11 protein-coding genes are annotated in these 12,871 nt (G+C 62.5%); 6 read left to right on the top strand and 5 right to left on the bottom strand.

Annotated elements, in window-relative coordinates:
* Positions 1-35 precede the first annotated feature (35 nt).
* The 5 genes from NFR47_RS06310 to NFR47_RS06290 are packed head-to-tail and all read right to left on the bottom strand — an operon-like array spanning position 36 to position 5,506.
* Positions 36-1,055, bottom strand: coding sequence for a glycosyltransferase family 2 protein (locus tag NFR47_RS06310; protein ID WP_251214726.1), 1,020 nt, complete (start codon positions 1,053-1,055; stop codon positions 36-38).
* Position 1,056: 1 nt separating this feature from the next.
* A complete protein-coding gene (locus tag NFR47_RS06305; RefSeq protein WP_251214725.1) occupies positions 1,057-1,962 on the bottom strand; it encodes a lysophospholipid acyltransferase family protein in 906 nt (301 codons plus the stop codon).
* 8 nt (positions 1,963-1,970) lie between these two features.
* A complete protein-coding gene (locus tag NFR47_RS06300; RefSeq protein ID WP_251214724.1) occupies positions 1,971-3,356 on the bottom strand; it encodes a TIGR00341 family protein in 1,386 nt (461 codons plus the stop codon).
* A gap of 16 nt (positions 3,357-3,372) precedes the next feature.
* Complete coding sequence (gene rsmI / locus NFR47_RS06295) at positions 3,373-4,074, bottom strand: 16S rRNA (cytidine(1402)-2'-O)-methyltransferase (RefSeq protein ID WP_251214723.1); 702 nt, start codon at positions 4,072-4,074, stop codon at positions 3,373-3,375.
* Positions 4,075-4,078: 4 nt separating this feature from the next.
* Entirely contained in the window at positions 4,079-5,506 is a 1,428-nt protein-coding gene (locus NFR47_RS06290; RefSeq protein WP_251214722.1) for a hypothetical protein, read from the bottom strand.
* Positions 5,507-5,792: 286 nt separating this feature from the next.
* On the opposite strand from NFR47_RS06290, the gene ychF reads away from it, so the two are divergent.
* From ychF to NFR47_RS06260, 6 genes are all read left to right on the top strand, one after another.
* Positions 5,793-6,893, top strand: a complete 1,101-nt coding sequence (ychF, locus tag NFR47_RS06285; RefSeq protein WP_251214721.1) for a redox-regulated ATPase YchF — start codon at positions 5,793-5,795, stop codon at positions 6,891-6,893.
* A 21-nt stretch (positions 6,894-6,914) separates the two neighbouring features.
* Positions 6,915-7,637, top strand: coding sequence for an SIMPL domain-containing protein (locus NFR47_RS06280; RefSeq protein ID WP_251214720.1), 723 nt, complete (start codon positions 6,915-6,917; stop codon positions 7,635-7,637).
* 66 nt (positions 7,638-7,703) lie between these two features.
* Positions 7,704-9,239: a glutamate--tRNA ligase gene (gene gltX, locus NFR47_RS06275; protein ID WP_251214719.1), complete on the top strand. Its 1,536-nt coding sequence runs from the start codon at positions 7,704-7,706 to the stop codon at positions 9,237-9,239.
* A complete protein-coding gene (locus NFR47_RS06270) occupies positions 9,239-10,294 on the top strand; it encodes an aldose epimerase family protein (protein ID WP_251214718.1) in 1,056 nt (351 codons plus the stop codon). The genes gltX and NFR47_RS06270 overlap by 1 nt, the downstream gene beginning before the upstream one ends.
* Positions 10,295-10,553: 259 nt before the next feature.
* Positions 10,554-11,300 (top strand): NUDIX hydrolase, encoded by a 747-nt coding sequence (locus NFR47_RS06265; RefSeq protein WP_251214717.1) that lies wholly within the window; start codon positions 10,554-10,556, stop codon positions 11,298-11,300.
* A gap of 17 nt (positions 11,301-11,317) precedes the next feature.
* On the top strand, positions 11,318-12,802 hold the full coding sequence (locus tag NFR47_RS06260) for a xylulokinase (RefSeq protein WP_251214716.1): 1,485 nt from the start codon (positions 11,318-11,320) through the stop codon (positions 12,800-12,802).
* The last annotated feature ends 69 nt before the right edge of the window (positions 12,803-12,871 follow it).

Genomic DNA, 12,871 nt, shown 5'->3' with positions numbered 1-12,871 from the left:
CCGGACATGCCGTCCGGCACATCCGGAAAACCGCGTTACTTTTCCATCAGATTGCCGAACGTGCGACGGCCCAAGAAATAGCGCAGGAGCACGGAACCGCGGAAGATGCGGACACAAGGCTGCGGCACGCGCGACTTGCTGACAGCGCGCCGTTTGGCGACCAACGCGGGATGCCATTTCAAGAAATCGCGCCACGCCCGGAAGACAGCGCGGAAATTGTCGTACCGTCCCTGCGCCAAGTACGACAAGGCCGCCAGCAGGTCGAGCCAAGGCCGCACGACAGCCGCCAGCAGGCGCTGACCCGGTGCGGCGCACTTGTAGAGCATCGCCAGATTGTTGCGATGGTTATAGAAAACCTTGGCCGGAGAATCGGCCGTCAGCGTCCCGCCCCCGAGGTGATAGACCGAGCTCTGCGGCACGATGCGCATCCGCCAGCCCGCCAGCTGCATCCGCCAGCACAGGTCGATCTCCTCCATGTGGGCGAAAAAGTCGGCATCGAAGCCGCCCAGCGCATGGAAAACCGAAGCCCGGCAGCAGAACGCCGCCCCGCTCACCCAAAAAACGTCGCGTTCATCGTCGTACTGCCCCTCGTCGCGCTCGACGGTACGCAGGATGCGCCCGCGGCAGAAAGGATAGCCCAGATAATCTACGTAACCGCCCGACGCCCCGGCATACTCGAACCGGCTGCGGTCGGTGTCGGACAGCAGCTTGGGGGCAGCGGCCGCCACGCCGGGATTGCGTTCGAGACACTCCACCAGCGGCGCGAGCCACCCGGCAGGGGTCTCGACGTCGGAATTCAACAACACATAATAATCGGCTTCGACCTGCGCCAACGCCCGGTTGTAGCCTTCGGCAAACCCATAGTTGCGGTCGAGCTGCAACACCTCGACCGACGGGAATTCGCGTCGCAGCATCTCCGCCGAACCGTCCGTCGAACCGTTGTCGGCCACGACCACGCCGACGCCCCCGGGAGCCGCCGCAACGACGCTCGGGAGGTAGCGGCGCAGGTGCGCGGTACCGTTCCAGTTGAGTATGACGATTTTGACGGAGGGCATTTCAGCGCTTGTGCTTCCAGCGGCGGTGCGACCACATCCAAAGTTCGGGCCGTTCGCGGATCATCTGCTCCAGAGCCCGGACATAGCGTTCGGTGATTTCGTTTTCGGCCACCTCCTCCGCACCGTCGTAAAGCAGCTCGAACGACATCCGGTAACGGCCCCGCTGCAACCGGTCCATCCGGACGAAATAGACCGGAAGCCGAAACCTCCGGGCCAGCTTTTCGCCGCCGTCGAAGAAAATCGTATCCTGATTGAGGAAGCGGAACCAATGGCTGTTGGGGCGCCGCGGCGGATTCTGGTCGGCAATCAGCCCGAGCACCATGTTCTTGCCCTCGATGCCCGTCGCGCGATGACGCAGGTAGAACCGCACGCAGTCGTGCATCGCCACGGTAGTGGCATACGACGAGTTGCGCAGGCGCTGATAGAGACATTCCATCACCGGGCTGCGCAGCGGATGATAGACCGCCACGACCATCTGCGAGGGCTCGAAAAGGCCCCAATACGAACAATATTCCCAGCACCCGAAGTGAGCCAGCATGGCAATCCAGTCGTGGCCGTGTACCCGCCGTGCCTGCTCCTCGCAGTCTGCTATGACCAGCATTTCGCGGGCCCGCGCCGTGCTCTTGTGGGCCAGGTCGACCGTGTCGACGAATATCTCGGCCAGCGTGCGGTAGAACCGGCGACGGATAATCCAGAGTTCACGCTCGGACTTCTCCGGGAACGAATTGCGCAGGTTGTCCCACACGACCTGGCGGCGGTAGCGCAGCACGTAGTAGAGTAGGCAGAAAAACAGGTTCTCGACGACGTAGTACTTGAACCAATAGGGCAGCATGGCGAAGAGCCGCATTCCGCCCCACAGGATTTCCAGCCACAGCCGCTGGAACAGATTCAGCTTCGGTGTTTCCATGGCGCGGCTCAGGGTTCGACGAAGAGTTTGAGGTTATCGACCTTGGTGCGGATGCGCAGCCAGCACGAGAGGGTCTGACGGTCGATGGTGTCGGCCGGGTCGGCGGGCCGGACCACGCAGACCACCGACGTGTCGCGCGGGGTGCCGTCGACATCGAACGTGATGCCCTTGGTGAGCGATATGGTGCCTATGTTGCGCATCATGGCCCCCGCTTCGCGCGAGATGTCCTCCACTTCGACGTTGGTAACCTTGTAGCGGTCCAGCAGGGCGTTCATCCGTTCGATACGGCGGTTCTTCTCGTCGAGCAGTTCCGAATAGCTTTGTTGGAGCGACGCCACATCGACCCTGTCGGCCGAAGAAGCCTGCCGGACAATCAGTTCGGTTTTGTCGAGCCCGTAGCCCGGCAGCTGGGCCCGGGCGTTGTCGATGACTTCGTCGCCGAGCGGCTCGCCCACCAGCAGCAGCTCGATGCGCGACGGTTCGCCGCGACGGGCATACTCCATGTTGGCCTCGATGACCCGCGTGTGAGGGAAGGCGAAGACCCGCTCGACATACTTGTCGGCCATCGCCTCGAAGACCGACACCCGCACCATCTGCACGCCGATGACGACGCTGGGCACGAACGTGACAAGCGAAATGACGAGCATCGAGCGCTTGACGTTCCGCTCGCGCACGGGGTCGAGGAAAGCCTTCTTCTGGTATTTGAGGAAGCGGACGACCAGGTAGGTCGCCATCGCGATGAAGACCGAATTGATAAAGAAAAGATAGAACGCGCCGAAGAAAAACCGCGACTGCCCGGTGGCGATGCCGAATCCTGCGGTACAAAGGGGCGGGATAAGCGCCGTGGCAATGGCCACACCAGGAATAACCGTCGAAGTGCGGTCCTGCCGCGTCTGGGCGACCATCCCGGCCAGGCCGCCGAACAGCGCTATCAGCACGTCGTAAATCGAGGGCGTGGTCCGGGCCAGCAGCTCGCTGCTGTTGGCCGACAGGGGCGAAACAAGGAAATAGAGGGTCGAGGTGACGATGGCCACGATGAACATCAGCGACAAGTTGCGCAGCGACTTCTTGAGCAGCTCGAAGTCGTTGATGCCCAAGGCCAGCCCGGCTCCCATGATGGGACCCATGATGGGCGAGACGAGCATGGCGCCGATGATGACGGCGGCCGAATTGATATTGAGCCCCAGCGAGGCTATCATCGTGGCGAAAATCAGCACCCACAGATTGACGCCGCGGAACTCGACCCCCTTGGCGATGGCGGCCACCACCTCGTCGCGCTGGGCCTTGTCCTCGTCGAGACTGAAACGGTCGCGCAGGAACTTGCCCCAGACCCGGAACTGCTCGGCGACGAAAGGCCGCCGGGCGTGCGTATCGTTGTTGTTCGTATATGCCATTTTACAAAAAGTCAGATCAATCCTCCGCCTCTTCCCGGCGTCCGGGCTTGGGGCGTCCGGCGAGCACGATGACGAACTCGCCCTTGGGTTCGTTGGCCCGGAAATGGGCCAGCACCTCGGCCACGCTGCCGCGCACGGTCTGCTCGAACTTCTTGGTCAGCTCGCGCGAAACCGACACCCTCCGCTCCGGCCCGAAGACCTCGGCCAGCTGCTCCAGGCACTTGACCACGCGGTAGGGCGATTCGTAGAATATCATCGTCCGCTCCTCGTCGGCGAGCGCCTGCAAGTGCTTGGTCCGCCCCTTTTTCTGAGGCAGGAATCCCTCGAAGCAGAAACGGTCGCAGGGAAACCCGCTCTGAATCAAGGCCGGAATGGCGGCCGTGGCGCCCGGAAGCGTCTCGACCTCGATGCCCTGCTCGACGCAGGTCCGCACGAGCAGAAACCCGGGGTCGGAGATACCGGGCGTCCCGGCGTCGGAGACCAAAGCGGCACTGCGTCCGGCGGCGATGCTCTCGGCAACCATCCGCACGGTGGCGTGTTCGTTGAACTTATGATGCGAATGGAGCTTCTTCTCGATGCCGAGGTGACGAAGCAGAAACGACGTGGTCCGCGTATCCTCGGCCAGCACGAAATCCACCTCGCGCAGTACCCCGACGGCCCGCAGCGTAATGTCGTCCAGATTGCCTATCGGCGTGGGAACGATATAGAGTTTGGCCATGGAGCTAAGCGAATTTGCGTTCGAGCAGCTCCATGATGAGCGCCGCGCTGTCGGATTCGGAGTTCCACGCGAAATGCTCGGCTATGTAAATCATGCAGTCGTCGAGGGTCTCCTGCGCGTTGAGCGCTTCGATAGTGCTGTCGAAAAGAGCCCCGTCGCCGCCGAACAGGTCGCGGATCATCAGGAACTTGTCGTTGATGCCGATGGCCTGCCGCAGGTCCGAAATGGGCGCGGCAAAGCGGCCGGAGCCGTTTCCGAGCGGCGCAATCGTATCGGCCAGGGTCTGTACGTCGTGGTTGATGACCTCGCCCAGAACCTGCGGCGCGGATTCCTCCGGCGCTTCGGCATCGGCGCGGTGCGCCTTGACCGGCTCCTCGGTCAGAGCGTCGAGCAGCACGATTTCGGTTTCGGGCCCGGCTTGCAGCGATTCCGATTCTTCGGCAGGAACAATCGGTTCGGGTTCGGGAGCCGCCGGTTCCTCGACGGGTGCAATCGGCTCGGCAGCCGGTTTCGGCGTTGCTTTCAGTTCCGGCTGCGGAGTTGCGGAGGATGCGGCAGGCGTCGAATCATAGAGCGCCCGGATGACACGCTGCTTGTGGCGATGGCGCAGGGTGGCCTCGTCTTCGTCCCCGAACAGCGTAGGCGCAGGTTCGGATTCGGGCTCGGAAGGTTGTACAGGCTGGGCCGCAACGGGTTCGGGCTGCGAGGGCTGGGAGTATTGCGGCTGCCCGGCGGCTGTCGGCCGGGCGGCAGGCTCTGCAACAGGCGGCTGTCCGGCATGCGATTGCCCGGCGTGCGGATGCGGAATCGGTTCTTCGGCCGCGGCGGCATGCCGCCGTATCGGCTCCTCCGGTTCCACAAAAGGCTCCACGAAAGGTTCCGGAGCAGGCTCCGCTTCTGCGGGGAACTCCTCGGAAAACGGTTCGGGTTCCGGCTGGCGAACGGGCCGCCGAACGGGGCGGCGGGCAGGCCGGGAATGCTCGGGTTCGGGCTCGAACTCGATGATTTCGGGCCCCTCCTCGTATGCGTCTTCGGGTTCTTCTTCGGGCGCAGGGACGCGACGTGCCGCACTTTCCGCCGCGTACACCGCTTCCTCCCGCGCAGAAACTTCGGGTTCCTCTTCTCCGAGCGAAAGAACCTCGCTCAGATCGACCATCTCGAACTCGGAATCCTCCTCGTCGTAAGGAGCGACCCTCACGCCCGGAGCCACGACCCGCGATGCGCGGTGCGGCGCTTCGGAGGCCGCCCGCTGGGGCAGCACCCTGCCGACGACCGAACGGGGTACCAGGCTGAAACGCAGCGCCTCGTAGAGGTCGCGCAGCTTTTCGAGCGCCATGTCCCGCTCCACGGGAGCAATCTCCTGCAGCGAAGACCACCCCTCGGCCAAGGCCGAAAGTTTCCGCAGTTCGTTCCTTATCTCTTTCAGATTCATCGTACTTCTGTTTTGCTTCGCAGGCGGGCCGCCGCGCCGCCTTTGCGGCGAAGACAAACCCCGTGCAAAGATAGGCAATAATGCGTTTTGAATCAAGGAATGAACCGATTATTTCGGCCCGGGCGGCCGCACGCCCCGAATTTTGTCCGCAAAGACGACCGCACGCCGGAAAAATCCGTATTTTGGCTCCGCCGAAGATACTCCCGCCTCAACAAAATCCAAACAAGTTTGGTTTTGTATTCGGCTTATTCGTATCTTTGCACTTCAAAACGCAAACAACAATCGCATGGCACTTCAATGCGGCATCGTAGGACTGCCCAACGTAGGTAAATCGACCCTTTTCAACTGCCTGTCCAACGCCAAGGCGCAGGCGGCCAACTTCCCGTTCTGCACCATCGAGCCCAACGTGGGCGTCATCACGGTGCCCGACGAGCGGCTTGTCCGGCTGGCCGAAATCGACAATCCCAAGCGGGTGATCCCGACGACCATCGAAATCGTCGACATCGCCGGGCTGGTCAAAGGCGCCTCGAAAGGCGAAGGCCTGGGCAACAAGTTCCTGGGCAACATCCGCAACACGCACGCCATCATCCACGTGCTGCGCTGCTTCGACAACGGCAACATCACCCATGTCGACGGTTCGATAGACCCGGTGCGCGACAAGGGAATCATCGACACGGAGCTCCAGCTCAAGGACCTCGAAACAATCGAAGCCCGGCTCGCCAAGACGCAGAAGCAGGCCACCTCGGGCGGCGACAAGAACGCCAAGCGGCAGGTCGAACTCCTGCTGCAATACAAGTCGGTGCTCGAACAGGGCCTTTCGGCCCGCACGGTCGAGCTCGACAAGGAGGACCGCAAGCTGGTAGCCGACCTCAACCTGCTGACCGACAAGCCGGTGCTCTATGTCTGCAACGTCGACGAAAAGAGCGCCGCCACGGGCAACGCCCACACCGAAGCGGTGCGTGCGGCCATCGCCGACGAAAAGGCCGAAATGCTGATTATCGCGGCGGCGACCGAAGCCGACATCGCCGAGCTGGAGAGCTACGAGGAGCGGCAGCTTTTCCTCGAAGACCTCGGGCTCAAGGAATCGGGCGTGGCGCGTCTGATAAAATCGGCCTACAAATTGCTCAGCCTCGAAACGTTCTTCACCACCGGTGCCGACGAGACCCGGGCATGGACCTACTCGCGCGGGATGAAGGCTCCTCAGACGGCGGGCGTCATCCATACCGATTTCGAGAAGGGGTTCATCCGCGCCGAGGTCATCAAGTACGCCGACTACGTGTCGCTGGGTTCGGAAAAAGCCTGCCGCGACGCGGGCAAAATCGGCATCGAGGGCAAGGAATACATCGTGCAGGACGGCGACATCATGCACTTCCTGTTCAACGTATAAGAACCAAAAACACATAACGTCATGAAAAAGTACATCGTCATTGCCGTTGCAGCCCTCGCCTGCGCCTTTGTGCTGGGCCGCGCCTACACCTACAAGTTCCGTTCGCAGGACACCATCGTCGTGACGGGGCTGGGCGAAACCGAATTCTCGTCCGACCTGATCGTGTGGTCGGGCACGCTGACCGCCGAAGCGCAGAACGCCGCCGCGGGCTACGCCGAAATCGAAGCCAGCAAGGCCAAGGTTCAGCAGTACCTCACCGCGAAAGGCCTGCCCGCCGAAGCCGTGGTCTTCGAGTTCGTCAATGTCGACAAGCAGTTCTCGCCCGTCTACAACGCCAACGGCAACTGGGCCGGGCAGCGTTTCTCGGGCTATGCGCTGCGTCAGCGCTTCACCGTCGAATCCAAAGAGGTGGAAAAGGTCGAGACCATTTCGCGCGAGATTTCGTCGCTGATTGCCCAGGGGGTCTCCATCGAAGCCTACGCACCCGACTACTACTACACCAAACTCGACGACGTGAAGATGGGCCTCATCGAAACCGCGTCGGCCGACGCACGCACGCGCGCTGAGAAGATCGCCGACAACGCCGGAGCCAGAATCGGCCGCGTGGCCTCGGCCCGCATGGGCGTGTTCCAGATTACGGGCGCCAATTCCAACGAGGAGTTCTCGGCCGGAGGTTCGTTCAACACCTCGTCGCGCAACAAGAAAGCCCGCATCACCATGCGGATCGAATACAGAATCAAGTGAAAACCGGAAGCTAAAACGTTTTAGCAGCCCGCCACCTTTCACTTTCCACCTTTCACCTCTTTTGAAATGGAGAAACCCGTAAGAGTTCGTTTTGCCCCCAGCCCCACGGGCCCGCTGCACATCGGCGGCGTCCGCACGGCGCTCTACAACTATCTTTTCGCCCGCCAGCACAAGGGTACGATGATTCTGCGCATCGAAGACACCGATTCGCAGCGCTTCGTGCCGGGAGCCGAGCAGTATATCATGGACGCGCTCAAGTGGTGCGGCATCGAAATCGACGAGGGCGTCGGTGTCGGCGGACCCCACGCCCCCTACCGCCAGAGCGAACGGCGCGAAATCTATCTGAAATACGCCTTGCAGCTCGTCGAGGCAGGCTGGGCCTACTACGCGTTCGATTCGGCCGAGGAGCTCGACGCCCTGCGCCACGAGGCCGAAGCCCGCGGCGAAGCGTTCGCCTACAACTACGCCGTGCGCGAAAAACTCGCCACTTCGCTGGCGCTTCCCGCCGACAAAGTCCGGGCCCGCATCGACCGCGGCGACCAGTGGGTCATCCGCTTCAAGATGCCCGAGAACGAAATCGTCCGGATGGACGACCTGATCCGCGGCCATGTCGAGGTCAACACCTCGACGCTCGACGACAAGGTGCTCTACAAATCGGCCGACGCGCTGCCGACCTACCACCTGGCCAACATCGTCGACGACCATCTGATGGAGGTTTCGCACGTCATCCGCGGCGAAGAATGGCTGCCCTCGCTGCCGCTCCACTACCTTTTATATAAGGCGTTCGGCTGGAGCGACACGCAGCCCGCGTTCGCCCACCTGCCGCTGCTGTTGAAGCCCACGGGCGGCGGCAAGCTCTCGAAGCGCGACGGCGACAAGATGGGGTTCCCCGTCTTCCCGCTCTTCTGGAAGTCGCCCGCGACGGGCGAAACGGCCCGCGGCTACCGCGAGGACGGTTATTTCCCCGAAGCGTTCATCAACATGCTGGCCCTGCTGGGCTGGAACCCGGGTACCGAGCAGGAGCTGTTCACGATGGACGAGCTTATTGCGAACTTCTCGCTCGAACGCGTCTCCAAGTCGGGCGCCCGTTTCCAGCCCGACAAAGCCAAGTGGTTCAATGCGCAGTACATGCACCGCAAGAGCGACGCCGAGCTGGCCGCGCTCTACCAGCCGATTCTGCGCGAACACGGCATCGAGGTCTCTGACGAACTGGCCGGACGCGCCGCAGGAATCATGAAGGAGCGCGCCACGTTCATCACCGACCTGTGGGACCTCACGTCGTTCTTCTTCGTGGCGCCGACGGAATACGAAGAAAAGCAGACCCGCAAATACTGGAAAGGCGACAACCCGGCCATCCTGCGCGAACTGCGCGAGGTGCTGGCCGCCATCGGCGACTTCTCGCTGGAAAACACCGAACGCATCGTCCATGCGTGGATCGAAGAAAAGGGCTACGGCATGGGGCAGGTCATGAACACCCTGCGGCTGGCGCTCGTGGGCGCAGGCAAGGGCCCCGGCATGTACGACGTGACGTCGTTCATCGGCAAGGAGGAGTGCCTGCGGCGCATCGACCGCATTCTGACGACCCTGCATCCTGCCGACTGATGACCGACATCGAACAGCACCTGTGGGGCATGACGCCCGAGGGCGAAGCCATCGTTCTCTACACCATGCGCAGCGCCCGCGGCGCCGAGGTGAAGCTCACGAACTACGGGGCGACCGTGGTGGCGGTGAGCGTGCCCGACCGCGAGGGCCGGATGGCCGACGTGGTGCTGGGCTACAAGCACCCCGAAGGTTACTTCGCGGACAGCCCGTTCTGCGGCAAGACGGTGGGGCGCGTGGCCAACCGCATAGCCGACGGCCGCATGACCGTCGACGGCGAGAGCCATACGCTCGAACGCAACGACCGCGGCAATCACCTGCACGGCGGCAAGAAAGGCTTCGCCGACCGCGTATGGGAGAGCCGCGTGGAGACCAACCGCGTGGTGATGAACCTGCTTTCGGAGGAGGGCGACCAGGGCTATCCGGGCGAGCTGAACGTCGAAGCCATCTTCGACTTCGACGACGACCATGCGCTGGAAATCACCTACCTGGCCCGCACCAGCCGGACGACCCCGGTGAACCTCACGAGCCACGTCTATTTCAACCTCGCAGGCGAAGCGAGCGGCTCTGTGCTCGACCACGAACTGCGGCTCAACAGCAGCCGCGTGCCGGAAATGACCGCGCGCCAGCTGCCCACGGGACAGCTCCTGGCCGTCGCTGGCACCCCGCAGGATTTCCGCGAATTCCGCCCGCTGCGCGACGGCATCGACGCCGATTTCAACCATATCCGCGACTTCCACGGCTACGACCACCCGTTCGCCATCGACGGCTGGCACCCCAACATATTGGGCGAGGTGGGCTGCCTGCGCGACCCCCAAACGGGGCGGCAGGTCGAAATCCTCTCGTCGCAGCCCAGCGTCATGCTCTACACGGGCAACTGGCTGGCGGGCAGCACTCCCGAAAGCAAGTCGGGCGGCCGCTACGACGACTACGCCGGGGTGGCCATCGAGTGTCAGAACTTCCCCGACGCGGTGAACCGGCCCGAATTCCCGTCGCCGCTGCTCGGGCCCGACGAATTGTATTGTCAGAAAATCGTGTTCCGCTTCGGAACGTACTAAGCGAAAAGAGAGCCCCCGGGTTCTCTTTTTTGTTGCGCCGCTCCCCGTCCGGCTCTTCTGCTAAAACGTTTTAACACGCCGTTCGTTTTTCATCCCGAGGAATAGTTAGCGTAAAACAGACCCTATGAAAAGCGAGCCCGCAAAGAGGTGTAAAGGCGAAGCGGCGGAGACTTAGCGTAAAACCGACACTAACAATTGCCATTGCGCGGAATAATACCTAATTTTACAATCGCAACCACACCACCCTAACCGCCCCGCCATGTCCGTTCAGATGAACCAATCGCTTTCGGTCGACTGCGCCGTATTCGGCTTCGACGGCCGGCTGCTCAAAGTCCTGCTCGTGGAGCGCCGCGACTACGACCCCGGGACCCATCTGGACCGGCTCAAGCTGCCGGGCGCCATGATTCTGGAAAACGAGACGCTCCCCGCGGCCGCCAGCCGGGTGCTGGCCGAAGCGACGGGACTGCGGGAAATCTACCTCAAGCAGATGGAAATCTTCTCCGATCCCGCCCGCGTGACGGGCAAGGAACTGGAGTGGATCAACCGCAGCCACGGCATCAACACCGAACGCGTGGTGACGGTGGGCTACTATGCGCTGGTCAAGCTCGACCGCCGGGTGGTCGCCTACACGACCGAGAAGCGGGCCCAATGGGTCGAAGTCGAATCCATCCAGCGGCTGGCCATGGACCACAAGCAGATTCTTTCGTCGGCGCTCTGGTACCTGTGCCGCGACATGCAGCAGTCGCCCGTGGCGTTCGAGCTCCTGCCCCGCAAGTTCACCATCCGCGAGTTGCAGAACCTCTATTCGGCCGTGCTGGGCATCGAAATCGACAACCGCAACTTCCGCAAGAAGATGCTGGCGTCGGGCTTCCTGACGCTGACCGACGAACGCGAGCAGGGCGTGGCCCACAAGCCCGCACGCTACTACACGTTCGACAAGGCGGCCTACCGCAAGGCCCAGAAGGAGAAGATGCGGCTGGGCTTTCTGAACAACTGGCGATACTGAAAAACACCCATATATCCATGAAAACTACTTTAGGCATAGACATCGGTTCCTCGTCGGTCAAGGTCTCGCTTTTGGACGTCGAAACCGGGCGCTGCGTCGCCTCGTCGACCAATCCCTCGCAGGAGATGCCCATCGACGCGCTGCGGTCGGGCTGGGCCGAGCAGGACCCCGAAATGTGGTGGCGCTACGCCACGGAAGGAATCCGCCAGATAGCCGCCCAATACCCTATGAGCGACGTCCGCGCCATCGGCATCACCTACCAGATGCACGGGCTCGTGTGTCTCGACAAGGCGGGCCGGCCGCTGCGCAAGGCCATCATCTGGTGCGATTCGCGGGCCGTGGAAATCGGCGCCGAAGCGCTGGAGGGGATCGGCCGCGACTACTGCCTTTCGCATGCGCTCAACTCGCCGGGCAACTTCACGGCATCGAAACTGGCGTGGGTCAAGCGCAACGAACCGGAGCTTTTCGGCCGCATCGACCGCTTCATGCTCCCGGGCGACTACATCGCCTATCGTCTTTCGGGCGAAATCGGCACCACCGAAAGCGGACTTTCGGAACAGATACTCTGGGACTTCAAGGAGGAACGCCGCGCCGACTTCGTGGCCGACTACTACGGCATCCCCCGCACGATGATTCCCGACGCGGGCCTCTCGATAGGCATCGGCGCCCGCACCGACCAGGCGACGGAAGCAGCGCTGGGCATTCCGGCCGGAACGCCGATAAGCTACCGCGCGGGCGACCAACCCAACAACGCGTTTTCGCTCAACGTCATGGAAGCCGGCGAAATCGCAGCGACGGGCGGCACGAGCGGCGTGGTCTACGGCGTGGTCGACACCCCGAAAGCCGACCCGAAATCGCGCGTGAACACCTTCGTCCACGTGAACCACACGGCGGCCAATCCCCGCTACGGCATTTTGCTGTGCATCAACGGCACGGGTATCCTCAACTCGTGGGTACGCCGCCACATCGCCCAGGAAAAGATAGGCTACGCAGAAATGAACTCGCTGGCCGAACAAGCCCCGGCGGGCTGCGACGGACTGCTGATGCTGCCGTTCGGCAACGGCGCGGAACGGATGCTGGAAAACCGCTGCACGGGCACGGCCATCGAGGGCATCGACCTCAACCGCCACACGACGGCCCACCTGCTGCGTGCGGCCCAGGAGGGAATCGCCTGCTCGTTCCGCTACGGCATCGACATCATGCGTTCGCTGGGCCTGCGGCCCGACGTCATCCGCGCCGGACGGGCCAACCTGTTCCTCTCGCCGCTGTTCCGCCGGACGCTGGCGACGCTGACGGGCGCGCGCATCGAACTGTTCGACACCGACGGAGCCTTGGGCGCGGCCCGCGGAGCGGCCCTGGGCGCCGGGCTCTACAAATCGCGCGAAGAAGCCTTCGCGTCGCTCAAGCGACTGGAAGTCATCGAACCCGAAGCTGCCGACCGCGAAGCGCTGGAAGCAAGCTACGAACGCTGGAAACAAGCGCTCGAAAGGCGACTTTCATAATTCACAATTCATAATTAAGAATTCACAATCAAGGACAAATACGCAATAAAACAACACAAAAACTTTTAC

The sequence above is a fragment of the Alistipes muris genome (genome assembly GCF_943193205.1).
GTDB classification, from domain to species: domain Bacteria; phylum Bacteroidota; class Bacteroidia; order Bacteroidales; family Rikenellaceae; genus Alistipes; species Alistipes muris.
The sequence above is the reverse complement of the archived record's forward strand: the minus strand, read 5'-3'. Positions and strand labels throughout refer to the sequence as shown.